23 protein-coding genes are annotated in these 22,250 nt (G+C 67.5%); 15 read left to right on the forward strand and 8 right to left on the reverse strand.

All coding sequences use genetic code 11. The features are described from left to right. Positions 1–17: 17 nt before the first annotated feature. Positions 18–437: a hypothetical protein gene (locus tag FFF93_RS17030; RefSeq protein WP_222424649.1), complete on the reverse strand. Its 420-nt coding sequence runs from the start codon at positions 435–437 to the stop codon at positions 18–20. Positions 438–1,000: 563 nt separating this feature from the next. Between FFF93_RS17030 and FFF93_RS05405 the strand changes: the two genes are divergently transcribed. Further along, positions 1,001–2,191 (forward strand): acyl-CoA dehydrogenase family protein, encoded by a 1,191-nt coding sequence (locus tag FFF93_RS05405; RefSeq protein ID WP_138769835.1) that lies wholly within the window; start codon positions 1,001–1,003, stop codon positions 2,189–2,191. Between the two features lie 71 nt (positions 2,192–2,262). Here the strand turns inward: FFF93_RS05405 and FFF93_RS05410 are convergent, their stop codons facing one another. Next, positions 2,263–2,781, reverse strand: coding sequence for a murein hydrolase activator EnvC (locus FFF93_RS05410; protein ID WP_138769834.1), 519 nt, complete (start codon positions 2,779–2,781; stop codon positions 2,263–2,265). Between the two features lie 431 nt (positions 2,782–3,212). Here FFF93_RS05410 and rpsB point away from each other — a divergent pair, with 431 nt between their 5' ends. The 6 genes from rpsB (at position 3,213) to FFF93_RS05440 (ending at position 8,187) form a co-directional block, all read left to right on the forward strand. After that, a complete protein-coding gene (gene rpsB / locus FFF93_RS05415; RefSeq protein WP_138769833.1) occupies positions 3,213–4,109 on the forward strand; it encodes a 30S ribosomal protein S2 in 897 nt (298 codons plus the stop codon). Positions 4,110–4,244: 135 nt separating this feature from the next. Then, positions 4,245–5,081, forward strand: a complete 837-nt coding sequence (tsf, locus tag FFF93_RS05420; RefSeq protein WP_138769832.1) for a translation elongation factor Ts — start codon at positions 4,245–4,247, stop codon at positions 5,079–5,081. A 140-nt stretch (positions 5,082–5,221) separates the two neighbouring features. Continuing rightward, positions 5,222–5,959 (forward strand): UMP kinase, encoded by a 738-nt coding sequence (gene pyrH, locus FFF93_RS05425; protein WP_138769831.1) that lies wholly within the window; start codon positions 5,222–5,224, stop codon positions 5,957–5,959. A gap of 74 nt (positions 5,960–6,033) precedes the next feature. Then, positions 6,034–6,591: a ribosome recycling factor gene (gene frr / locus FFF93_RS05430; RefSeq protein WP_138769830.1), complete on the forward strand. Its 558-nt coding sequence runs from the start codon at positions 6,034–6,036 to the stop codon at positions 6,589–6,591. Continuing rightward, the gene (locus FFF93_RS05435; protein ID WP_138769829.1) at positions 6,591–7,508 is read left to right on the forward strand and encodes a phosphatidate cytidylyltransferase; all 918 of its coding nucleotides are present in this window, start codon (positions 6,591–6,593) and stop codon (positions 7,506–7,508) included. The genes frr and FFF93_RS05435 overlap by 1 nt, the downstream gene beginning before the upstream one ends. A gap of 100 nt (positions 7,509–7,608) precedes the next feature. Further along, positions 7,609–8,187: a DivIVA domain-containing protein gene (locus FFF93_RS05440; RefSeq protein ID WP_138769828.1), complete on the forward strand. Its 579-nt coding sequence runs from the start codon at positions 7,609–7,611 to the stop codon at positions 8,185–8,187. 33 nt (positions 8,188–8,220) lie between these two features. On the opposite strand, the gene FFF93_RS05445 is transcribed toward FFF93_RS05440, so the two are convergent. The 4 genes from FFF93_RS05445 to FFF93_RS05460 all read right to left on the reverse strand — a co-directional run bounded on the left by FFF93_RS05445 (position 8,221) and on the right by FFF93_RS05460 (position 12,066). Further along, the gene (locus tag FFF93_RS05445; RefSeq protein WP_138770519.1) at positions 8,221–9,687 is read right to left on the reverse strand and encodes a cation acetate symporter; all 1,467 of its coding nucleotides are present in this window, start codon (positions 9,685–9,687) and stop codon (positions 8,221–8,223) included. 7 nt (positions 9,688–9,694) lie between these two features. Beyond that, the gene (locus FFF93_RS05450; RefSeq protein WP_138769827.1) at positions 9,695–10,069 is read right to left on the reverse strand and encodes a hypothetical protein; all 375 of its coding nucleotides are present in this window, start codon (positions 10,067–10,069) and stop codon (positions 9,695–9,697) included. Beyond that, positions 10,066–10,785 carry a LytTR family DNA-binding domain-containing protein gene (locus tag FFF93_RS05455; protein WP_138769826.1) on the reverse strand — a complete coding sequence of 240 codons (720 nt, stop codon included), beginning with the start codon at positions 10,783–10,785 and terminating at the stop codon, positions 10,066–10,068. The genes FFF93_RS05450 and FFF93_RS05455 overlap by 4 nt, the downstream gene beginning before the upstream one ends. A gap of 63 nt (positions 10,786–10,848) precedes the next feature. Then, positions 10,849–12,066, reverse strand: coding sequence for a sensor histidine kinase (locus tag FFF93_RS05460; RefSeq protein WP_138769825.1), 1,218 nt, complete (start codon positions 12,064–12,066; stop codon positions 10,849–10,851). Positions 12,067–12,248: 182 nt separating this feature from the next. On the opposite strand from FFF93_RS05460, the gene FFF93_RS05465 reads away from it, so the two are divergent. After that, on the forward strand, positions 12,249–12,629 hold the full coding sequence (locus FFF93_RS05465) for a DUF485 domain-containing protein (protein WP_138769824.1): 381 nt from the start codon (positions 12,249–12,251) through the stop codon (positions 12,627–12,629). Next, entirely contained in the window at positions 12,626–14,242 is a 1,617-nt protein-coding gene (locus tag FFF93_RS05470) for a cation acetate symporter (RefSeq protein WP_138769823.1), read from the forward strand. Before FFF93_RS05465 ends, FFF93_RS05470 begins: the two co-directional genes overlap by 4 nt. A 127-nt stretch (positions 14,243–14,369) precedes the next feature. Here the strand turns inward: FFF93_RS05470 and FFF93_RS05475 are convergent, their stop codons facing one another. After that, on the reverse strand, positions 14,370–14,843 hold the full coding sequence (locus FFF93_RS05475; protein WP_138769822.1) for an Lrp/AsnC family transcriptional regulator: 474 nt from the start codon (positions 14,841–14,843) through the stop codon (positions 14,370–14,372). A 196-nt stretch (positions 14,844–15,039) separates the two neighbouring features. Here FFF93_RS05475 and pdhA point away from each other — a divergent pair, with 196 nt between their 5' ends. The 5 genes from pdhA (at position 15,040) to FFF93_RS05500 (ending at position 19,631) form a co-directional block, all read left to right on the forward strand. Then, positions 15,040–16,218: a pyruvate dehydrogenase (acetyl-transferring) E1 component subunit alpha gene (gene pdhA / locus FFF93_RS05480; RefSeq protein ID WP_138769821.1), complete on the forward strand. Its 1,179-nt coding sequence runs from the start codon at positions 15,040–15,042 to the stop codon at positions 16,216–16,218. Next, on the forward strand, positions 16,218–17,228 hold the full coding sequence (locus tag FFF93_RS05485; protein ID WP_138769820.1) for an alpha-ketoacid dehydrogenase subunit beta: 1,011 nt from the start codon (positions 16,218–16,220) through the stop codon (positions 17,226–17,228). Before pdhA ends, FFF93_RS05485 begins: the two co-directional genes overlap by 1 nt. Further along, positions 17,225–18,634, forward strand: a complete 1,410-nt coding sequence (locus FFF93_RS05490; RefSeq protein ID WP_138769819.1) for a dihydrolipoamide acetyltransferase family protein — start codon at positions 17,225–17,227, stop codon at positions 18,632–18,634. The genes FFF93_RS05485 and FFF93_RS05490 overlap by 4 nt, the downstream gene beginning before the upstream one ends. Before the next feature lie 302 nt (positions 18,635–18,936). Continuing rightward, on the forward strand, positions 18,937–19,341 hold the full coding sequence (locus FFF93_RS05495) for a VOC family protein (RefSeq protein ID WP_138769818.1): 405 nt from the start codon (positions 18,937–18,939) through the stop codon (positions 19,339–19,341). After that, positions 19,338–19,631 carry a helix-turn-helix domain-containing protein gene (locus FFF93_RS05500; RefSeq protein WP_138769817.1) on the forward strand — a complete coding sequence of 98 codons (294 nt, stop codon included), beginning with the start codon at positions 19,338–19,340 and terminating at the stop codon, positions 19,629–19,631. Before FFF93_RS05495 ends, FFF93_RS05500 begins: the two co-directional genes overlap by 4 nt. Before the next feature lie 222 nt (positions 19,632–19,853). On the opposite strand, the gene FFF93_RS05505 is transcribed toward FFF93_RS05500, so the two are convergent. After that, on the reverse strand, positions 19,854–20,480 hold the full coding sequence (locus FFF93_RS05505; RefSeq protein WP_138769816.1) for a TetR/AcrR family transcriptional regulator: 627 nt from the start codon (positions 20,478–20,480) through the stop codon (positions 19,854–19,856). A 159-nt stretch (positions 20,481–20,639) separates the two neighbouring features. Between FFF93_RS05505 and FFF93_RS05510 the strand changes: the two genes are divergently transcribed. Next, positions 20,640–22,247, forward strand: a complete 1,608-nt coding sequence (locus tag FFF93_RS05510) for a carboxyl transferase domain-containing protein (RefSeq protein WP_138769815.1) — start codon at positions 20,640–20,642, stop codon at positions 22,245–22,247. Positions 22,248–22,250: the final 3 nt, after the last annotated feature.

Here is a 22,250-nt window from a genome sequence, read left to right on the forward strand (position 1 = left end):
GGTGCGGATTCGAGCGGCTAGCGGCAGGGGGTTGAACGGTCCACGCTCGCGCAGTAGACGACATTGCTGTACATCCAGTCAGCTTGCTGTCCCGGTTGGTAGTACCCTGTGGTTCCAAACCAATGCTGGAAGACTTCCCCTGCGTCGCCCGTCCAGTACCAGTCCACTGACGCGCGGACGTAGTACTCGGTGTAGCTTCCCGAGAGCGTGAACCCGCTACACCCGTTCTCATCGGTCTGAAGAGCAAGCACGGTGTACCAGTTGTTCATATCGGAACTCAGATCAACGGAAACGGGTTTGTTAGCGAAGGGGGAATCGTCCTGTTGGTGGAAACAAAAAGTGCCTCCGGATGATGCATTTGCCGGGGGTGCGATGGCAACAGCCCCGAGCAACGCGAGCGCCAGGGACATCAAAGCTGCGGTGATTTTAGGTCTCATTGTGGGTTCTCCCGTCTGCCGGACAAGGGAACGTCCGGTGTGGATCAGAGCGGCGTGAGGTAGTCACCGGGCTGCCCCACCTTTCGCGTGCCACGTTCGCAGTCCGTTTTGGCGAGGCAACCCTCGGCATTGAAGGCGCGAATGAAACATGGGTAGACACGAAATGAGGAACGCAGGATCATCACGAGGCCCCAATTGGTTCGAATTTCTCCGTGCACGAGCCTTGGCGGCTTATGCCTGCCCCTCACAGGTGTTTGTTGCTCTCAGACGAGAGTCTTGAACGAGCGGGCGCGGAACCTTGATACGGCCGCAGTATCCGTTCGTGATGCTGAATGGAGCATCAGCGTACTCCCGCCCAACCAGCGTCACAATGGTGCTGCAAGGCGAGGTGCAGATTCTGCCCTCACCTACTCCGGTGGAAGTGCGGCCCTTCTGGCCTCTGGCTCATCACTCTTTCACTTGCCACCCGGCCGAACACTGCGGTAAGTTACTCACGAGTAACATACCTGCGGCGTGCTGCCCGCGCCCTTTTGATCGCTGCTGATCACGAGTGAAGGAACGACATGTCCAAAGCTGCAATCGACATCAACAACCTGCCCTACGCGGACGGCGACTTCTTCGCGTTCGAGCAGCTGCTCAGCGGCAAGGAGCAGGACCGGCTGGCGGAGGTCCGCGAATTCCTGGCCCGTGAGGTCAAGCCGATCGCCGTGGACTGCTGGAACCGCGCCGAGTTCCCAATGGAACTGATTCCCAAGCTTGCGGAAATCGACCTGGTCAGCCCGGTCAAGCGCCAGGGCTACTCCAACCTTTTCGCCGGGATCCTGCACGCGGAAGCAACCCGCGCCGACACCTCCATCGCCACCTTCATGGGTGTGCACGACGGGCTCTTCACCGGTTCGATCGAGGCGCTCGCCTCGCAGGAGCAGCAGGAGGCCTGGCTGCCGGACATCTACTCGCTGAAGAAGATCGGAGCCTTCGGACTGACCGAACCCCTCGGCGGCTCCGACGTCGCCGGCGGCACCCGCACCACGGCCCGGCGCGAGGGTGACAGCTGGATCCTCAACGGCGCCAAGCGCTGGATCGGCAACGCCACCTTCTCCGACTGGGTGGTCATCTACGCCCGAGACCTTGCCGACAACCAGGTCAAGGGCTTCCTCGTGGACACCAAGACCGAGGGCTACAGCGCCACCAAGATTGAAAACAAGATCTCGCTGCGCACGGTCCAGAACGCCGACATCACCCTGGAAAACGTCGTGGTGCCGGACTTCTTCAAGCTGGCCAACGCCAACAGCTTCCGCGACACCAACAAGGTCCTGAAGGTCACCCGCCTGGCCGTCGCCTGGCAGGCCGTGGGCCAGCAGCTCGCCGCGTTCGACGTCGCCCGCCGCTACGCCGTCGAACGAAGCCAGTTCGGCCGCCCGATCGCCTCCTTCCAGCTGGTCCAGCACCAGCTCGTCCAAATGCTCGGCAACGCCGTCAGCTCGATGGGCATGATGGTCCGCCTCTCCCAGCTCGAGGACGCCGGCGAGGCCAAGGACGAGCAGTCCGCCCTGGCCAAGGCGTTCACCACGGCGCGGATGCGCGAAAGCGTCGCCATCGGCCGCAGCCTCCTCGGCGGCAACGGCATCGTCACCGACTACGAGATGGCCAAGATCTTCTCCGACGCCGAAGCGATCTACTCCTACGAAGGCACGCACGAGATCAACACCCTCGTCACCGGCCGGGCCATCACCGGTATCTCGGCCATCGTCTAGGCGGCAATGGTCTAAGCTGCCGGCGGCGGGCGGACCACGCCGGCCGTTCCGCGCAACACCCTTGCGGACCTTCATCCGGAGCCGCCCAGCCCCGAGCCGGGGTCCACGGGCGGAAGCAGGATGGAGGGCCGCAGGTCCATCACGAAGGCCAGCGGATTGAGGTACGCATCAGCCTCCCGGACGCCCCAGTGGATGCACGGTGTTCCGCCGCAGTGGCCGGGCAGCGCCCGTCCCAACACCGCACCCTCGGCCACGGCGTCGCCGGGCCGGAGGGTGCTTTCCACGGGTTCGAAACTGCTCCGCAGGCCGTTGCCGTGGTCGATAGTGAGCACCGGGCGGTCCACCACAACGCCCACGAAACTGACGCGGCCCGGCGCCGGAGCGGTGACCGGGGCGCCGTCGTACGCCGCCCGCAGGTCCACGCCGCGGTGGCCGCTGAGCCACGGGCGGTCCGGCGGCTCGAAGGAGCGGAGCACGGCCGGCCTGGGGGAGAGCGGCCAGCTCCAGCCTCCGGCCGGGAATTCGGGCGCCACCGCCTGCGCCGGGACCAGCATAAGCAGCAGCGCTGCCGGGACGATCGAAACCCTCATGCCGCCAGCTTCGGCCGGCCGGCCGTGACGGAGTAGATCCCGGTCGGCCTATGTGGATTTCCGCCGTGGATTCCGGGCCCCGGGGCCGCCCGGAATCCGTCCTTCCGGGCGGGTCCGCTGTAGTACACTTGGTGGAGCAGTTTGCTGTGCCCTCATGCCCCGTCCGCTTACGCGGGCAGAAGCAGCACGTCTCATTCAGGAGTGCGGGAGCAGTGGCTGACTACGCGTATCCAGCCCTCCCTGTCCGAAGCCCGGCTTCCGGGTGCGGAGGACTGCGCCTCTTACGGTCCGGCCCCCAGGGTCCGGATGAGGGGTGCGGTGGATGCCAGGAGGAACACCCGACCGGGTGTTGCTAAATAACCGTCAACTATTGGCAGGGTAAGAGAGCCTTTGGGCCCTCTCATGAATGACCTGCCGGAAGGAGCGTCGGCATGCCCGTCGTAACTATGCGCCAGCTGCTTGACAGCGGCGTCCACTTTGGACACCAGACCCGTCGTTGGAACCCGAAGATGAAGCGTTTCATCTTCACGGAGCGCAACGGCATCTACATCATTGACCTGCAGCAGTCGCTGTCCTACATCGACCGTGCCTACGAGTTCGTGAAGGCTACCGTTGCGCACGGCGGCACCGTCCTCTTCGTCGGCACCAAGAAGCAGGCACAGGAAGCCATTGCCGAGCAGGCAACCCGCGTCGGCCAGCCCTACGTCAACCAGCGTTGGCTCGGCGGTATGCTGACCAACTTCCAGACGGTCTCCAAGCGCATCCAGCGCATGAAGGAACTCGAAGAGATCGACTTCGACGACGTCGCCGGTTCCGCGTACACCAAGAAGGAACTGCTGCTCCTTCGCCGTGAGCTGACCAAGCTGGAGACCAACCTCGGCGGTATCCGCAACCTGACCAAGGCGCCTTCGCTCCTCTGGGTTGTCGACACCAAGAAGGAACACCTCGCCGTTGACGAGGCCAAGAAGCTGAACATCCCGGTTGTTGCCATCCTGGACACCAACTGCGATCCGGACGAAGTCGACTTCCCGATCCCGGGCAACGACGACGCCATCCGCTCCGTCAACCTGCTGACCCGCGTTGTCGCCGACGCCGTTGCTGAGGGCCTCATCGCCCGCAACCAGCGCGCCACCGGCACCACGGAAGCTCCGGAAGAGCCGCTGGCCGAGTGGGAGCGCGAGCTCCTCGAAGGCAGCAAGGCCGAAGAGGCCGCCGCTCCGGCCGCCGCTGAAGCTGCTGCTCCGGAGGCCGCCAAGGCTCCCGCCGCTGAAGAGGCTCCGGCCGCTGACGCTGCCGAGGCTGCTCCGGCCGCCGACGAAGCCAAGTAGTCAGACAAATAAATCTGGATCTCCCCAACCGTTGCCTGCAGCGGACGGGGTACTGACAGGATGGCGGCTCACCGAAGGTGAGCGGCCGTCCTGTCAGTCCGTACACCACACAAATTTCTAGACAGAGGGGTTCACATGGCGAACTACACTGCCGCTGATATCAAGGCTCTGCGCGAGCGCACCGGCGCCGGCATGATGGATGTCAAGAAGGCTCTTGACGAAGCCAACGGTGACGCCGAGAAGGCCATCGAAATCATCCGCATCAAGGGCCTCAAGGGCGCTACCAAGCGCGAAGGCCGCTCCACCGCAGAAGGCCTGGTTGCTGCCAAGGTCGACGGCGGCGTCGGCGTGATGATCGAGGTCAACTGCGAGACCGACTTCGTCGCCAAGGCTGACAAGTTCATCCAGCTCGCCGACAAGGTGCTCGCTGTTGCTGTCGAGTCCGGCGCTGCCGACCTCGACACCCTGCTGGCCACCGAGGTAGACGGCAAGCCGCTCTCCGAGGTTGTCATCGAGGAAGGCGCAGTGCTGGGCGAGAAGGTTGTCGTCCGCCGCATCGCCCGCATCGAGGCCCCCACGGTCGACGCGTACCTGCACAAGACCTCCAAGGACCTCCCGGCCCAGGTCGGCGTGCTGTTCGCTGTCGACGGCGAAGGTGAAGCTGCTTCAACCGCCGCCCACGACGTCGCCGTGCACATCGCCGCGATGTCCCCGAACTACCTGACCCGCGAGGACGTTCCGTCCGAGCTGGTCGAGTCCGAGCGCCGCATTGCCGAGGAAACCGCCAAGGCCGAGGGCAAGCCCGAAGCAGCGATGACCAAGATTGTGGAAGGCCGCGTTACCGGCTTCTACAAGGGCGAGGTCCTCGTTGACCAGGCGTTCGCCAAGGATGCCAAGAAGTCCGTCGCGCAGGTCCTCGAAGAGGCCGGCGTCAAGGCAACCGCATTCACGCGTTTCCGCGTTGGTTCCTAACTAAGTTCCGCTGAGGGGGTGGTCACTGCGGTGGCCGCCCCTTTTGCATGCACCCGCAAAACGCGGGCCACCCAGGCCGAATGCTGCCTTTGGTCCACGGCACGATACCCTTTTTCAGAGCTCACCAACGGGAAGGCACCATGGATACCGTCAACAATTCTGCCCAGCCAAAGAAGACCAGGCGCCGCGTACTCTTGAAGCTTTCCGGCGAGGTCTTCGGCGGCGGCAAACTGGGCGTTGACCCGGACACCGTCCGCGGGGTAGCAAAGCAGATCGCGGCGGCCGTCCCGGACGTCGAGGTGGCCATTGTCGTCGGCGGCGGGAACTTCTTCCGCGGCGCCGAACTGTCGCAGAGCGGCATGGACCGCTCCCGCGCCGACTACATGGGGATGCTCGGCACCGTGATGAACTGCCTCGCCCTCCAGGACTTCCTGGAACAGGCCGGCGTGGAGACCCGCGTGCAGAGCGCCATCACCATGGGCCAGGTGGCCGAGGCGTACATTCCGCGCCGCGCCATCCGCCACATGGAAAAGGGCCGCGTCGTGATCTTCGGCGCCGGCGCCGGACTGCCGTACTTCTCCACCGACACCGTCGCGGCGCAGCGTGCCATGGAGGTGCACGCCGACGTCGTCCTGATGGCCAAGAGCGGGGTCGACGGCGTCTACACGGCCGACCCGAAGAAGGACCCCGCCGCGGAGAAGCTGCACCGCCTCAGCTACGACGAGGCCCTGCGGCGCGACATCCGGGTCATGGACCAGACCGCAATGACGATGTGCAAGGACAACAACCTGACCATGGTGGTGTTCGGCATGGAGGGTGAAGGCAACGTCACCCGGGCCATCCGGGGCGAGGACCTGGGCACCGTCGTCACCCCCTAGCTGCGGCTAGGATGTTTTTAGGACAGTTCAGCTCCCCGGGCACTGGGGCGCGCACCAATTTCTGAGGAGAGAACGTGATCGAAGAAACCTTGCTCGAAGCCGGGGACAAGATGGACAAGGCGGTTGAGGTAGCCAAGGAAGACTTCGCCTCGATCCGCACGGGCCGCGCGACGCCGGGCCTCTACAACAAAGTCCTGGTGGACTACTACGGTTCACCGACGCCGCTGCAGCAGCTGGCCTCCTTCGCCGTCCCGGATGCGCGCACCATCCTCATCACGCCGTTCGACAAGACCGCCCTGCGGGACATCGAACGCGCGCTCAGCGACTCCGAGGTCGGCGCCAACCCCTCCAACGACGGCAACGTCATCCGGATCACCATCCCGGAGCTGACCAAGGAACGCCGCAAGGAATACGTCAAGATCGTCAAGTCCAAGGGCGAGGACGCCAAAGTGTCCATCCGCAACATCCGCCGCAAGGCCAAGGAGACCCTGGACAAGCTGGTCAAGGACGGCGAAGCAGGCGAGGACGAGGGCACCCGCGGCGAGAAGGAACTCGACGCCCTGACGAAGGCCCACGTCGACGGCATCGACGAGCTGCTCAAGCGCAAGGAAGCCGAGCTGCTCGAGGTCTAATGGGGGACGAACAGCAGGCGTCCGGACCGCGCGTCCGGGCGCGGGGGAGAGAGCGGAAGAACCCGACGCCCAAAGCCGGCAGGAACCTTCCTGCCGCGACGGCGGTGGGCCTTGCCATGCTCTTCGCCGTGCTCGGCGGCCTGCTGTTCCTGCCCCTGGCCTTTGTGTTGATCGTCACGACCTTCGCCATCTTCGGCGTCTGGGAGGTGTTCCGGGCGCTGGAAGCCTCCGGCACGCGCCTGCCGATCATCCCGGCCATGACGGGCACCGTGGCGATGCCGCTCGCGGCCTACTTCGGTGGCACCGAAAGCCTCCTCTTCGCGCTGCTGCTCAGCAGCGTCGCGGTCCTCTTGTGGCGCTCCCTGGAGGGGGCGGCCGGTTCCGCGCGCAGCATCTTCGCCGGCGTGTTCACGCTGGCGTGGGTGCCGTTCCTGATCAGCTTCGCCGTGCTGCCGCTGCATGCCACCGGCGGGGCGGCTCCGATCGGGCCGTGGCCCGGCGGGGTCATACCCGTAGGGGCCTGGCAGATCGGCACCCTGCTCCTACTGGTGGTCTCCAACGACACCTTCGGCTACCTCGTGGGCGCCTCGCTGGGCAAGCACCCGATGGCGCCGAAGATCAGTCCGAAGAAGTCCTGGGAGGGCTTTGGCGGGTCCGTTGCCGGCGCCGTGATGGTCGGCGTCCTGGCCAGCATCTTCTTCCTCGGCGAGCCGTGGTGGTTCGGGGCGGCCCTAGCCGTGGGACTGGTGGCCGCGGCCACGGCCGGCGACCTGGCCGAGTCCATGGTCAAGCGCGAGCTCGGCATCAAGGACATGGGCAACAGCCTGCCCGGCCACGGGGGAGTGATGGACAGACTCGACTCGATTGTCTTCGCCTCTCCGGTGGCGTTTATGATCTTCGCCGCCGCCGGCGGCTAGGGGAGCACCCGCCCCCGCCCGGCACCTAGAATAGTGCCGGGCAAACACCCCGAAGTTGGCGCTACCAGAGCCGAACGGCCTCGAAGGAAACATAGTTACAGTGGACATTCACCGGCAGATCCCTGCCTCCTTTGACCGCGTGCAGCGGAACCAGTACGGCTACAACGCCAAGCAGGTGGACCAGTTCCTGCAGCGCGCACGGGTATCGTTTGAAACACCGCACGCCGCGTCACGGGCGATCAAGAGCGCTGACGTCCGGGCGGTGTCCTTCGACCCGGTCAAGGGCGGCTACGCGGCGTCCGGCGTGGACGCGGCCTTGGACCGCCTGGAGGACGCCCTGGCCCGCCGGGAACGCGACGAACTCATCGCTGAGCGCGGCGAAGACGCCTGGCTGCGCGACATCGGCCGCCTCGCCGGCCTGCTCCGCGGCCGCCTGCACCGCCCGGACGGGCAGCGCTTCCGGCGCCCCGCCAAGGGCAAGGTGCGCAGCTACAACACGACCGACGTCGACGACCTTTGCCACGAGCTGATCGGCTACCTCGAAGAGGACCAGCCGCTCAGCGTGGACAACGTCCGCCGCGCCACCTTCCGGCCCGCCGTCGGGCGCGAAGGCTACGAGGAAAGCCAAGTCGACGCCTTCCTGGACCGCGTCGTCGAACTCATGGCCGCCATCGACTGACGCGGTACCTCCAACGCCTCACCGTCCAACGCTTTACCGCTCGGTCGCCAGCGGCCGTTCCGGAGTGTGCAGCCGGGTCATCAGCCGCGTGATGGTCCGCGGAACCCGGCCACGGGTTGCCCGGGACACCAGAACCATCACCGCGAAGGCCGCAGGAACCGTCCAGGCGGCCGGTTGCGCGAGCCATGGTGGTGTTCCAGCGGGGCCCAGCACGGCGCCGGCCAGCATGGCCCCGCCGCACAACACGGCCCCGGTCAGCATCCCGGCGATCGCGCCGGTGTCGGTCAGTCCCCGCCACCAGATGCCCAGCAACAGCACCGGACAGATGGTCGAGGCCGTGAACGCAAAGACCAGGCCCACGCTGCCGGCCAGCGCCGTGGAATCCGTCATGGCCGCAATCCCCAACGGCACCACCGCCGAGAGCAGCGCGGCGAGCCGGAACCCGCGCACGCTGCCGCCCAGGATGTCCTGGCTGATGACGCCCGCCAGCGAGACCACCAGGCCCGAGGTGGTCGAGAGGAAGGCCGCGAACGCCCCGGCCACCACCAGCGCGGAGAGCAGGTCCCCGGCCGCGCCGCCGACCAGCCGCCCCGGCAGCAGCAGGACCAGGGCATCCGCCTGCCCGCTCTGCGCCAGGCCCGGGGCGAACATCCGGCCCATCAGCCCGTACGCCGTCGGGAACAGGTAGAAGACCGAGAGCAGGCCCAGCACGATCAGAGTGGTCCGGCGCGCCGACTGCCCGTCAGGGTTGGTGTAGAAGCGCACCAGCACGTGCGGCAGGCCGAGGGTCCCGAACAGCAGCGCCACCAGCAGCGAGATGTTCTGGTACGGGCCCGCGGGGGCCAGTGCCGTCGGGTTCACGTTCGATTCGGCGACCGCCTGCGAGCCGTTCCCGGCCAGGACGAACAGGATAAACAGCACCGGCACCGCCAGCGCGGTCAGCTTCAGCCAGTACTGGAACGCCTGGACGAAGGTAATGGAGCGCATCCCGCCGGACACCACGGTCACGCAGACGACGGCGACCACGGCCACTTGCCCCACCCAGGCCGGCAGCCCCGTAGTGATCCGGATGGCCAGCGCCGCCCCGTGCAACTGCGGGACGATGTAGAGCCACCCGACGACCACCACCACGAAGCTGGTCACCCTCCGGACGGCCCGGGAATCCAGCCGGGCCTCGGTGAAGTCGGGAATCGTGTAGGCGCCGGAGCGCCGAAGCGGCGCGGCCACGAACAGCAGGAGCATCAGGTACCCGGCGGTGTAGCCCACCGGGTACCACAGCGCGTCGGTGCCGGAGAGCAGGATCAGGCCGGCGACGCCGAGGAAACTGGCCGCGGAGAGGTACTCGCCGCCGATCGCCGAGGCGTTCCACCAGGGCCGCACCGTGCGGGAAGCGACGTAGAAGTCCCCGGTGGTGCGTGAGATCCGCAGGCCGTAGAAGCCGATCACGGCGGTGGCCAAGGAAACGGCCGCGAAGGCTGCAATGCCGACGACCGGGTTCACCGGCGCCTCACTTGTCCCCGGCGAGATCGCGGTAACGGGATTCATTCCGCGCCGCGGTGCGGACGTAGAGCCAGGCGCTGAGCCCGATCACCGGGTAGATGCCGGCGCCCAGCAGGACCCAGTCGAAGGGCAGCCCGGCGATCCGCAGCTCAGCCAGGCCCGGCACCAGACCCAGCATCAGGGCGAAGGACAACAGGATCAGCAGGAACCCCGCCGCCACCACGATGCCGAGCCGCAGCTGGGAACGGATCAGCGAGCGGACGAACACCTGTCCGGCGTCGGACTCCTCGGCGGCCTCACGCGCGTCGATGGCCGAGCGGCCGGCGGCGGCGCTGCCGGCTGCCTCAAAGCTGCGAGGCGCGGTGACCCGGACCCGGGTCATGCCTGCGGCCGGATCCGGGTCGCCTCGAGCTTCTCCCGGACGGACGGCAGGTGCCGGCGGCTGATCGGCAGCTCGGCCCCGGCCACGGTCACGCTCGGACGCGCCGCGGCGAGCTTCATGTGGCTGAGGTGGCTCAGGGCGATCAGGTAGGAACGGTGGATGCGCAGGAAGCCGGCATCGGCCCACTGCTGTTCGAGGTCCGCCAGCGGCACGCGGATCAGGTAGCTCGCATCGGCGGTGTGCAGCCGGGCGTAGTCGCCCTGCGCCTGGACATAGGTGACGTCGTCGCGCCGGATCATCTTGGTGGTACCGCCGAGGTCCACGGTGATCATCTCCGGCGGCGGGGCGCCGTCGCGGATCAGCTCGCTGATCCGGCCGATCGACCTGGCCAGCCGCTCGGCGCGAACCGGCTTGAGCAGATAGTCCACGGCGGCCAGTTCGAACGCCTCCAGGGCGCAGTCCTCGTCCGCGGTCACAAAGACGACGGCGGGCGGCCGGCTGCTGCGGGAGATCACCCGAGCGATGTCGAGACCGGAGAGGGCCGGCATGTGGATGTCCAGGAAGACGGCATCGACGTCCTCCGCCTCCAAGGCGCGCAGCGCCTCGGCGCCGGAGGAGGCGCGGTGGATGGCGCCGATCCGGTCGTCCCGGCCCAGCAGGAAAGCCAGCTCCTCGACGGCGGGCAGCTCGTCATCGGCGACGAGGACGTTAATCATGGTCCTAGGGTACCGCCGCGGCGAGCGCCACCGGCGCCGGCGGGGCGGGGCGTTGTGCCTGGCTCAGGCGTCATGCCGCGGCTGGGACTTGGGCACCCGCATGGTGATCAGCGTGCCTTCGCCCGGCGCCGTCTCGATGACCAGGCCGTTGTCCTCGCCGTAGACCTGACGCAGCCGGGCGTCGACGTTCCGCAGCCCCACATGGTCGCCCTCTCCATGCCCGGCGAGGACGGCCCGCAGCTTCTCCGGATCCATTCCGACGCCGTCGTCCTCGATGGTCACCTCGGCAAAGGCGCCCGAATCGTTCGCCGTGATGGTGATGTGTCCCGGACCCTCCTTGGCCTCCAGGCCATGCCGGACCGCGTTCTCGACCAGCGGCTGCAGGCTCAGGAAGGGGATGACGGTGCTGAGCACCTCGGGCGCGATCCGCAGGCTCACCTGGACCCGCTCGCCGAAGCGCGCCCGCTCCAGCAGCAGGTACCGGTCGATGCACCGCAGTTCCTCCGCGAGGGTGGTGAAGTCGCCGTGGCGGCGGAAGGAATAGCGGGTGAAGTCGGCGAATTCCACCACCAGTTCCCGGGCTCGCACCGGATCGGTGTTGATGAAGGAGGCGATCGCGTTCAGCGAGTTGTAGATGAAGTGCGGGCTGATCTGGGCCCGGAGCGCACGGACCTCGGCCTCCATCAGCAGGGTCCGGGAGGCGTCCAGCTCGGCCAGCTCCACCTGCGTAGCCACCCAGTCGGCCACTTCGCCGGTGGCGCGGACCAGCCCAGCGCCCGCGGCCGGGGCGAAGGCGGCCACCACGCCCACCACCCGGGTGCCGGCCTTGATCGGGGCGATCACGACAGCGCGCTCCACGCCCTCCGCCAGCGGCCGGGATGCCCCGCCTGCGGTGAGCAGCTGCAGTTCCCCGGCCGGAATCACGGCGGTGTGGCCGCCCTCGAGCACCTTGGCGGCCAGTCCCATCAGGGCGGGTTTGAGCGCCTCGTCGGCACCGTCCCAGGCCAGCACGCCCGCGGTATCGGTGATCGCCAGGGCGTCGCAGCCAAGCAGGCTGCGCAACTGCCGGCTCGCTTTCGCCGCGCCCGCCGGGTTGAGGCCGGTGCGCAGATACTGCCCGGCCCGGGAGGCGGCGTGCAGCGTCTTGTAGGTGGCGCGTTCGACGTCGGTGCCCAGTTCGCGGAAAGAGCGCAGGACCTTGAGTCCGACGGCCACGACGACGGCGATCGCCAGGGCGATCACGGCGATCGCCGCGGCGGTAAACAGGGGAGAGTCCGGCATGCTGCCAGCGTAGCGCGCCGTTGAGCGCAGCATCGCAGCCGTTGAGCGACGGGAAGCCCGGCGGTGCTGGAATGTAATGCGCGTCACGATGCACAGTGATTGCAGTCACGCAGCACCGGAGGGCTCTTTTCCGGAGCCCGGGGTACCCGGCGGTGGCTCGCCAGTCTCAATGAGGAGGAACGATGGGTCACGACGCCCAACATACGGACGCAGCGGCGCCCGTGGACTTCAAGGAAGTCCAGTCGACGGAGCGGTTCCAGGAACTGCGCAAACGTCACCGCAGCTTTGTCTTCCCGATGGCCATCGCATTCCTGCTGTGGTACTTCGCCTACGTCCTGCTGGCCGACTACGCGGTGGGCTTTATGTCCACCAAGGTCTGGGGCAACATCAACGTCGGCCTGATCCTGGGCCTGCTGCAGTTCGTGTCCACGTTCGCCATCACCGGCTGGTACGTCAGCTACTCGAACCGGAAACTGGACCCGATCGCCTCCGAGATCCGCCATGAGATCGAAGGCCACGAGTTCGACAAGCACGGCAACCCAGTGAGCGGAACGGCAAAATGACACTAATGGTCCCCGCGGTCAACGTCGCCGCCCTCAAAGACACCACCTTGCTGAACATGGGCATCTTCGCCCTCTTCGTCGCGGTCACCATGGTGATCGTGTTCCGCGCCAGCCGCAACAACAAGACGGCGGCCGATTACTATGCCGCCGGCCGCTCGTTCACCGGTTCGCAGAACGGCACCGCGATCGCCGGCGACTACCTTTCCGCCGCATCCTTCCTCGGCATCACCGGAGCCATCGCCATCAACGGCTACGACGGCTTTATGTACTCCATCGGCTTCCTCGTCGCCTGGCTCGTCGCGCTGCTGCTGGTGGCCGAACTGCTGCGCAACACGGGCAAGTTCACCATGGCCGACGTGCTGTCCTTCCGGCTCAAGCAGCGCCCGGTGCGCATCGCCGCCGCCATCTCCACCCTGGCGGTCTGCTTCTTCTACCTCCTGGCCCAGATGGCCGGCGCCGGCAGCCTGATCTCGCTGCTGCTGGGCATCAGCGACTGGGGCGGCCAGGCGCTGGTGATCATCGTCGTCGGCGCCCTGATGATCATGTACGTCCTGATCGGCGGCATGAAGGGCACCACCTGGGTCCAGATCATCAAGGCCATGCTGCTGATCGCCGGCGCGGCCGTGATGACCTTCTGGGTCCTCGCGATCTACGGCTTCAACCTCTCCGACCTGCTCGGCGGCGCCGCGGAAACGGCCAAGAACCCGGCCGTCCTCAACCCGGGCCTGCAGTACGGCAAGTCGGACACGTCCAAGCTGGATTTCATGTCCCTGGGCCTGGCGCTGGTGCTGGGCACCGCCGCCCTGCCGCACGTGCTGATGCGCTTCTACACGGTTCCGACCGCCAAGGAAGCCCGCAAGTCCGTGGTGTGGTCCATCTGGCTGATCGGGATCTTCTACCTGTTCACCCTGGTCCTGGGGTACGGTGCGGCGGCGCTGGTCGGCGCCGACACCATCAAGGGCGCCCCGGGTGGGGTCAACTCGGCCGCGCCGCTGCTGGCCTTCCACCTCGGCGGCCCGCTGCTGCTCGGCTTCATTTCCGCGGTGGCGTTCGCGACCATCCTCGCCGTGGTCGCCGGCCTCACCATCACGGCGGCGGCATCCTTTGCGCACGACATCTACGCCAACGTCATCGCCAAGGGTAAAGCCGACGCCGATACCGAGGTCAAGGTGGCCCGCAGGACCGTGGTGGTCATCGGTATCCTGGCGATCGTCGGCGGCATCTTCGCCAACGGCCAGAACGTCGCCTTCCTGGTGGCGCTGGCCTTCGCGGTGGCGGCGTCGGCCAACCTGCCGACGATCGTGTACTCGCTGTTCTGGCGGAGGTTCACCACCCAGGGCGCTATCTGGAGCATGTACGGCGGCCTCGGCTCCGCCATCATCCTGATCGCGCTCTCCCCGGTGGTTTCCGGCGCCAAGACCTCGATGATCCCGGGGGCCAACTTCGCGGTCTTCCCGCTGAGCAACCCCGGCATCGTCTCCATCCCGCTCGCGTTCTTCCTGGGCTGGCTGGGCACGATCCTGGACAAGAAGCTCGAAGACACCACGAAGCAGGCCGAGATGGAAGTCCGCTCCCTGACCGGGGTGGGCGCCGAAAAGGCTACGAACCACTAGCGCCCTGCCGGTTCCGCCGGCGCTGGCAACGAGGAACCCCCGTGCGGCCGCACGGGGGTTCCTCGCGTAATGCCGGTGTGCCGGGCGGTTCCGGATGTGCCGGATGCCGATCGGTTCCGGCGGTGGCTCAGGACTCGGCCGGGCCGCGCTCCAGCAGCGGCTGGATCCGGAACGGAATGAGCTCGCTCATGGCCAGGGCGGTGTCGGTCCGGTCCACGCCGTCGCAGGAGAGGATCTTGCCGTTGATCCGGAACAGGTCCTCGGCGTCGAGCGCCACCACCCGCAGCAGCAGGTCGGCCGAACCGGTGAGGCCGTACCCCTCCAGGATCTCCGGGATGCCGGCCAGATCCACGGCCAGCTGGCCCAGCTTCTGCTGCTGGACGTGCACGGAGATGAACGCCATCAAGGGGTAGCCCAGCGAGGCCGGATTGATCCGCCGCTCAAAGGAGAGGAAAACGTGTTTCTTCTCCAGCTGGGCCATCCGGGCCTGCACCGTGTTCCGCGACAGGCCCAGCTTCTGGGCCAGCGCCACGACGGTCCGCCGGGGGTCCCGGGCCATGGCCGAAAGCAGGCGGGTGTCGGTGCCATCCAAGGGTTGCATAATGCGCAAGATTAGCACGGTCCAAACGTGCCACGCGGGGCAGAATGCTCAATTTTTTCGAGGGTGGTTGTACCCAATGGCTGTTGTGAGTAGGGTCACAATTATCCGGGGCAACGGCGCCCGGGTGGCCGTCGCGCGTAGGGATCACGAGTCCCGCGGGCAGGGTCAGACGACGTCAGAAGGTTGCGGACAAACTGTGTTTACCGACGACGCGGGCAAGGGCGGCATTGCCGCCGGCGGCCCCGGGAACAGTGCAGAATCAAACAGGCGCTCGGGCGGCGATCTCGTCCAGCTCATCACCCCGGGAGGTGAACGCGTAAGCAATCCGGAGTTCGACTCCTGGGTCCAGGACGTCAGCGACGAACAGCTTGCCGCGCTCTACGAGGACATGGTGGCGATCCGCCGCATCGACGCCGAGGCCACCGCCCTGCAGCGCCAGGGTGAGCTGGCCCTCTGGCCCCCGTTGCTGGGCCAGGAAGCCTCCCAGATAGGCTCGGCCCGGGCCCTCCGGGACGACGACTTCGTCTTCCCCAGTTACCGGGACAACGGCGTCGCCTACGTCCGCGGGGTACAACCGGCGGACATCGTCAAGGCCTGGCGCGGCAATGCCCTGGCCGGGTGGGATCCCTACACCGTGAACGTGGCGACGCAGCAGATCATCATCGGCGCCCAGTCGCTGCACGCGACCGGGTACGCGATGGGAATCCAGAACGACGGCGCCGATTCGGTGGCCGTGGCCTACTTCGGTGACGGCGCCACCAGCGAAGGCGACGTCAACGAGGCCATGGTCTTCGCGGCGAGCTTCCAGGCGCCCGTCGTGTTCATCTGCCAGAACAACCACTGGGCCATCTCCGAGCCGGTGATGCTGCAGTCCCACATCCAGATCGCGGACCGCGCCTCCGGCTTCGGCATTCCGAGCATGCGCGTGGACGGCAACGACGTGCTGGCCGTGATGGCCGCCACCCGGATCGCCATCGACCGCGCCCGCCGCGGCGGCGGACCCACCTTCATCGAGGCCGTCACCTACCGGATGGGACCGCACACGACGGCGGACGACCCCACCCGCTACCGGGACGCCAACGAGCTCGAGGACTGGGCCGCCAAGGACCCGATCGAACGGCTCAAGGCGCTGCTCGAGCGCAAGGGGCTGCTCACCGACGAACTCGTTGCCGCCGTCGCCGCCAAGGCCGACGCGGTGGCCAAGGCACTGCGCGCCGGCACCATCAACATGCCGGAGCCGCAGCCGCTGGACATCTTCAAGCACGTCTACAGCACGCCCAACTCCACGCTGGACCGCCAGCAGGACCACTACGCCCGTTACCTGGCTTCCTTCGGCGATCCCGCAGAAGCCGCTTCCGAAGAAGGTGCACGCTGATGACGCAGATGACCTTTGCCCGAGCCATTAATTCGGGCCTGCGCAAGTCCCTCGAAAACGATCCCAAGGTGATCCTCATGGGCGAGGACATCGGCGCCCTCGGCGGCGTCTTCCGCGTCACCGACGGCCTGCAAAAGGACTTCGGCAAGCACCGCGTGGTGGACACCCCGCTGGCCGAATCCGGCATCCTCGGCACCGCCGTCGGGCTCGCCTACCGCGGCTACCGCCCTGTGGTGGAAATCCAGTTCGACGGCTTCATCTACCCGGCCTTCGACCAGATCGTCAGCCAGGTCGCCAAGATGCACTACCGCACCCAGGGCGCCGTGAAGATGCCCATCACCATCCGCGTGCCCTTCGGCGGCGGCATCGGCTCACCGGAGCACCACTCCGAATCACCCGAGGCCTACTTCACGCATACCTCCGGCCTGCGCGTCATAAGCGTCTCCAACCCGCAGGACGCCCACACCATGATCCAGCAGGCCATCGCCTCCGACGATCCGGTGCTCTACTTCGAACCCAAGCGCCGCTACCACGACAAGGGCGAGGTGGACGAGTCGCTCGACCTCTCCGCCGCCCTGTCCATGGAAAAGGCCCGCGTCGTCACCGAGGGCACCGACGTCACGCTCGTTGCCTACGGCCCCCTCGTCAAGACCGCCCGCGACGCCGCCCTCGCGGCCGCCGATGAGGGCGTCTCCATCGAGGTGATCGACCTTCGCTCGCTGGCCCCGCTGGACTTCGCCACCCTGGAAGCCTCGGTCCGGAAGACCGGGCGGCTCGTCATCACGCACGAGGCCAGCCAGTCCGGCGGCCTCGGCGCCGAGGTGGCCGCCAGCATCACTGAGCGCTGCTTCTACCACCTCGAGGCCGCGCCCGTCCGGGTGACCGGCTTCGACGTCCCGTACCCGTATTCAAAGCTTGAAATGCACCACCTGCCGGGCCTGGACAGGATCCTCGACGGCGTCGACCGGGCCCTGGGCCGCCCCAACTCCCTTAGCGGGCTGGAAGGATGACCGCCACCATGATCAAGGAATTCCGGCTTCCGGACCTCGGCGAAGGCCTGACGGAATCAGAAATTGTCGCGTGGAAGGTCGGCGTCGGGGACACCGTCACGCTCAACCAGATCATCGCCGAGGTGGAAACCGCCAAGGCCGTCGTCGAACTGCCCTCGCCGTTCGCCGGTGTTGTGACGGCCCTGCATGAACAGCCGGGCACCGTGGTGGAGGTCGGCAAGCCGATCGTTTCGTTCGAGGTGGAGGGCGACGACGGCGCCCCCGGCTCCGGGGAAGCCCCCGCCAAGCGGGAGCCGAATCTGGTTGGCTACGGCGCCGTGCTGGAAGGCTCGGGCCGGCCGGCCCGCCGTGCCCGCAGCTTCGCCGCCGCGGCAGCACCCGTCTCTGCCTCCGTGGCCGCACCCGCCGCCGAGGCTGCCCCGGTCGCGGAAGTTGCCCCGGCTCCCGCCGCGGCAACAGTGCCTGCGGCCGAGCCCCAGGCGCCGGCATCCGCCGACGGCGCGGGAGCCGAGCGTCCACGCTCCACGCCGCCGGTGCGCAAGCTCGCCAAGGACCTCGGCGTCGACCTCGCGGCCGTCACTGGCACGGGGGAGCACGGCCTCATCACCCGCGACGACGTGCGGAACTTCGTCGGTGGCGGCGACCTTCCGGTGGCACCGCAGGAACTGGCCGGCCAGGCCGCCGCCGCGGCCCGTGGCCAGGGCGAGCGGGAAACCCGGACCCCGATCAAGGGCGTGCGGAAGTTCACCGCTGCGGCCATGGTGTCCAGCGCCTTCACCGCTCCGCACGTCACGGAGTTCCTTACCCTTGACGTCACGCCCACCATGGAACTGCTGGGCCGGCTCAAGGCCAGCCGGGCCTTCGCAGGCTACAAGCTGACGCCGCTGACCCTGGTATCCAAGGCCGTGCTGATCGCGCTCCGCAACCACCCGACGCTCAACGCCCGGTGGGACGAAGCCAACCAGGAGATCGTCCAGTTCAACTACGTCAACCTCGGCATCGCGGCCGCAACACCGCGGGGATTGACCGTGCCGAACATCAAGGACGCGGACCGGATGTCCCTGCTGGAGCTTTCCACGGCGCTGACCGAGCTGACCGAGACCGCGCGGGCCGGCAAGACCGCCCCGGCGGACCTCTCCGGCGGGACGGTTTCCATCACGAACATAGGCGTCTTTGGCATCGACGCCGGCACGCCCATCCTCAACCCCGGCGAGGCCGCCATCCTGGCCCTCGGCGCGGTTCGGAAAATGCCGTGGGAGTACCAGGATGAGGTGGCACTGCGCCAGGTCATGACGCTGAGCCTGTCCTTCGACCACCGGCTGGTGGACGGCGAGCAGGGCTCCCGGTTCCTGCAGGACCTGGGCGCCATCCTTGCCGATCCCGGCATGGCGCTCGCGATGGTCTAGCCACCGAGGGCTCGCAGCTGCCGGCTTCCCCGCGACGGGGAGGCCGGCAGCTTTGTGTTTCGGCGCGGTCCGGGTGTCCCATGCGCAGCTGAGCTTCGATGCCCCGACGAAAGGTTCGGCACCGCTTGTCGAGCCGCGCCCTTTCGCTGGTCCCTAAGGGGATCCGTGTCTGAACCAGGGCCTAACGCGCGGCCTGGTCCCTATTACGCGGCCCTATCCATCAATGGGCGCCTGCGCGCCCGCAGGTCGGGAAGCACCGGTGATGCTTGACGTCATACTTGCATTTTGCAAGTATGGGCCGCATGAGCCTTTTCATCACCTGCCCGGTTGAGAGCGTCGAGCGCGCGACCGTGTTCTATACCGCCCTCGGCTGGACCCTCAACGCCGAGATGTCCGATCACAACGTGTCCTGCTTCGCGATCGCGCCCGGTCAGTACGTCATGCTCGGGAGCCGCGAGATGTACGCAAGCGTTGGCGGGGCCGAGGAGCTGGTCGGCGGACCCGACACTCCCTCGAAGGTCACGGTCTCATTCGACCTCGGCAGCCGCGAAGCGGTCGACGCGCTCATCGAACGCGCCGGCGCCGCCGGCGGGCGGATCGGTGACACCGACGACTACCCCTTCATGTACCAGCGCCAATTCGACGATCCCGACGGCTATCACTACTCGCCGTTTTGGATGAAGCCGGACCCCGATCCGGCCGCGTGAGCAACCTCGCCGCGGCCCTCGACATCGTCGGACCGCGGTGGGCCCTGCTCATCGTGGAGCGGCTGCTCGACGGGCCACAGCGCTACGGCGATCTGCAGCGCGACCTCGGAGTGCCGACCAACATGCTCGCGACCCGTCTGCGCGAGCTTGAGGCCGCCGGCGTACTGTCCCGCCTGCCCCTCCGGCACAACACCAGGGCCTACGCGCTGACCGATAGAGGGCTCGCCTTGCGCGAGGCAATCATCGCGCTGGCCCGCTGGGGCGGCGAGGAGCGGCCTGGGCGTGGCTAGGCGCCGCGCACTTGCTCCTTTTGAGTTGCCGCGGTAATGGCGTATTTTCCGCCGCGCTTCATGGCCGAGCGGCAGGTCCCGTAAGCCCAGCCCTTGCGGGGCGGCGGCAATTCGCCGGCTCTACACCCGGCGACCGCAACTCATGGTTCGCATGCCATCCGCCCCCGGAACGCGCCGTGCCCCCGGAACGCGCCGGTAAGCCGGGGCAAGCCGTCGCCCGCGTCAGCCCAGCGGGCGGGGGGTTGTCGGCGCCATCAGGGCGGCCAGCGCCATGCTTTCCAGCAGCGGCCGGGCCCGCTTGAGCGCCATCCGGCGGCCATGGTTCCGCACCGAGTGCGGCGTGGAGTTGATCAGCCCGAAGGTGGCATGGGCGCGCATCCGCAGCTCGGCCGGGTCGGTGTCCGGATGCAGGCCGGCCAGAACGTCCACCCAGAGCTCCACGTAGTTGCGCTGCAGGGTGCGGACCTCGGCCTCGTCGTCGTCGTCGAGGCTGCTGAAGTCCTGGTCCTGGACCCGGATGACGTCCGGGTTGCTGAGGGCGAAGTCGACGTGGAATTCAACCAGGCCGGCGAGGGCCGCGGCGGGGCCGGCCGACCCCTCCACCACGCTCCGGCCGCCCTCCAGCAGGTCCTGGCTGACGCTGAGCAACAGCGCGCCGAGGACGGCCTGCTTGCCGGCGAAGTGGCGGTAGACGGCCGGGCCGCTGACTCCGGCCGCGGCGCCGAGGTCCTCCAGCGAAACCCGGTTGAAGCCGTCGGCGGCGAAGAGGGCGGCGGCCGCGGTGAGCAGCGCCTTGCGGCGGTTCTCCTTGGCCTGGCTTCGCTGGGTGGTCTGGCTGGACTCGGTCACCGGCGTGTCCCTCTTCTCGAATGTCCCGTTTTAACGGTGCTGTGTTGGACATCACAGTTAATAGAGACTAACCTAAATCTCAGTTATGCGGTACTAACCGAAATTGCCGGGCGCCCCCAGTGGGGGCACCGGCACCACGGCCGAGGACGGAAGCAGTCAATGGAGACAATCGCCAGCCAGGTGGACGCCGGCAGCGCAGGCTATGCCGCGAACCGTGAGGCACAGCTCGGCCTGGCCCGGGAGCTGAAAGAGCGCCTCGCCGCCGCCGCGCTGGGCGGCCCGGAAAAGTCCCGGGAACGCCATGTGGCCCGCGGCAAGCTCCTGCCGCGCGAACGCATCGACCGGCTGCTCGATGACGGCAGCCCCTTCCTGGAGATCGCCCCGCTGGCCGCCGACGGCATGTACAACGGCGACTCCCCGGGCGCCGGCGTGATCGCCGGGATCGGCCTGGTCCACGGCCGCCAGGTCCTGGTCATCTCCAACGACGCGACAGTCAAGGGCGGCACCTATTACCCGATGACGGTGAAGAAGCACCTTCGCGCGCAGGAAATCGCGCTGGAGAACCGGCTGCCGTGCATCTACCTCGTGGACTCCGGCGGTGCCTTCCTGCCGAAGCAGGACGAGGTCTTCCCGGACAAGGAGCACTTCGGCCGGATCTTCTTCAACCAGGCCAGGATGTCCGCGGCGAAGATCCCGCAGATCGCCTCGGTCATGGGGTCCTGCACCGCCGGCGGCGCCTACGTGCCCGCCATGAGCGACGAAACCGTGATCGTGCGCAACCAGGGCACCATCTTCCTGGGAGGACCGCCGCTGGTGAAGGCCGCCATCGGCGAGATCGTCACGGCCGAGGAACTCGGCGGCGGAGACGTGCACTCGAAAATCTCCGGGGTCACCGACCACCTGGCCGAGAACGACGAGCATGCCCTCCAGATCGTCCGCGACATCGTCTCCACCCTGCCGAAGCCGGCGGCGCCTGTCTGGGACGTGGACACCGCCGTCGAACCCGTGGCCGACCCGGACGAGCTCTACGGCGCCGTCCCGACGGATGTCAACGCCCAGTACGACGTGCGCGAAGTCATCGCCCGGCTGGTGGACGGCAGCCGCTTCCACGAGTTCAAGAAGAACTACGGCACCACCCTGGTCACCGGCTTCGCCAAGCTGCACGGCCACCCGGTGGGCATCGTGGCGAACAACGGCGTGCTGTTCAGCGAGTCCTCGCTCAAGGGCGCGCACTTCATCGAACTCTGCGACCAGCGCGGCATCCCGCTGATCTTCCTGCAGAACCTCTCCGGCTTTATGGTCGGCAAGGACTACGAGCAGGGCGGGATCGCCAAAAACGGCGCCAAGATGGTCACGGCCGTCGCCACCGCCCGGGTGCCCAAGCTCACCGTCGTGATCGGCGGCTCCTTCGGCGCCGGCAACTACTCGATGTGCGGCCGCGCCTACTCGCCGCGCTTCCTCTGGATGTGGCCCGCCTCCCGGATCTCCGTAATGGGCGGCAACCAGGCCTCCAGCGTGCTCGCCACCGTCAAACGGGACCAGTACGAGGCCCGCGGCGAGGAATGGTCCGCCGCGGACGAAGAAGCCTTCAAGGCCCCGATCAAGGCCCAGTACGAGGACCAGGGCAGCCCGTACTATTCCACCGCGCGCCTGTGGGATGACGGCGTGATCGACCCCGCGGACACCCGCACCGTCCTGGGACTGGCGCTCGATGTCGTCTCCCGAACCCCGCTGCCGGAGACCTCCTTCGGCCTGTTCCGGATGTGAGCC

The organism is Arthrobacter sp. KBS0702 (assembly GCF_005937985.2).
GTDB lineage: Bacteria > Actinomycetota > Actinomycetes > Actinomycetales > Micrococcaceae > Arthrobacter.

Bases quoted from the DNA above. Each gene is read 5' to 3' on its own strand.
- FFF93_RS17030 (WP_222424649.1), bottom strand. From the start codon at position 437: ATGAGACCTAAAATCACCGCAGCTTTGATGTCCCTGGCGCTCGCGTTG.
- FFF93_RS05405 (WP_138769835.1), top strand. From the start codon at position 1,001: ATGTCCAAAGCTGCAATCGACATCAACAACCTGCCCTACGCGGACGGC.
- FFF93_RS05410 (WP_138769834.1), bottom strand. From the start codon at position 2,781: ATGAGGGTTTCGATCGTCCCGGCAGCGCTGCTGCTTATGCTGGTCCCG.
- rpsB (WP_138769833.1), top strand. From the start codon at position 3,213: ATGCCCGTCGTAACTATGCGCCAGCTGCTTGACAGCGGCGTCCACTTT.
- tsf (WP_138769832.1), top strand. From the start codon at position 4,245: ATGGCGAACTACACTGCCGCTGATATCAAGGCTCTGCGCGAGCGCACC.
- pyrH (WP_138769831.1), top strand. From the start codon at position 5,222: ATGGATACCGTCAACAATTCTGCCCAGCCAAAGAAGACCAGGCGCCGC.
- FFF93_RS05435 (WP_138769829.1), top strand. From the start codon at position 6,591: ATGGGGGACGAACAGCAGGCGTCCGGACCGCGCGTCCGGGCGCGGGGG.
- FFF93_RS05450 (WP_138769827.1), bottom strand. From the start codon at position 10,069: ATGACCCGGGTCCGGGTCACCGCGCCTCGCAGCTTTGAGGCAGCCGGC.
- FFF93_RS05455 (WP_138769826.1), bottom strand. From the start codon at position 10,785: ATGATTAACGTCCTCGTCGCCGATGACGAGCTGCCCGCCGTCGAGGAG.
- FFF93_RS05460 (WP_138769825.1), bottom strand. From the start codon at position 12,066: ATGCCGGACTCTCCCCTGTTTACCGCCGCGGCGATCGCCGTGATCGCC.
- FFF93_RS05465 (WP_138769824.1), top strand. From the start codon at position 12,249: ATGGGTCACGACGCCCAACATACGGACGCAGCGGCGCCCGTGGACTTC.
- FFF93_RS05470 (WP_138769823.1), top strand. From the start codon at position 12,626: ATGACACTAATGGTCCCCGCGGTCAACGTCGCCGCCCTCAAAGACACC.
- FFF93_RS05475 (WP_138769822.1), bottom strand. From the start codon at position 14,843: ATGCAACCCTTGGATGGCACCGACACCCGCCTGCTTTCGGCCATGGCC.
- FFF93_RS05485 (WP_138769820.1), top strand. From the start codon at position 16,218: ATGACGCAGATGACCTTTGCCCGAGCCATTAATTCGGGCCTGCGCAAG.
- FFF93_RS05490 (WP_138769819.1), top strand. From the start codon at position 17,225: ATGACCGCCACCATGATCAAGGAATTCCGGCTTCCGGACCTCGGCGAA.
- FFF93_RS05495 (WP_138769818.1), top strand. From the start codon at position 18,937: ATGAGCCTTTTCATCACCTGCCCGGTTGAGAGCGTCGAGCGCGCGACC.
- FFF93_RS05510 (WP_138769815.1), top strand. From the start codon at position 20,640: ATGGAGACAATCGCCAGCCAGGTGGACGCCGGCAGCGCAGGCTATGCC.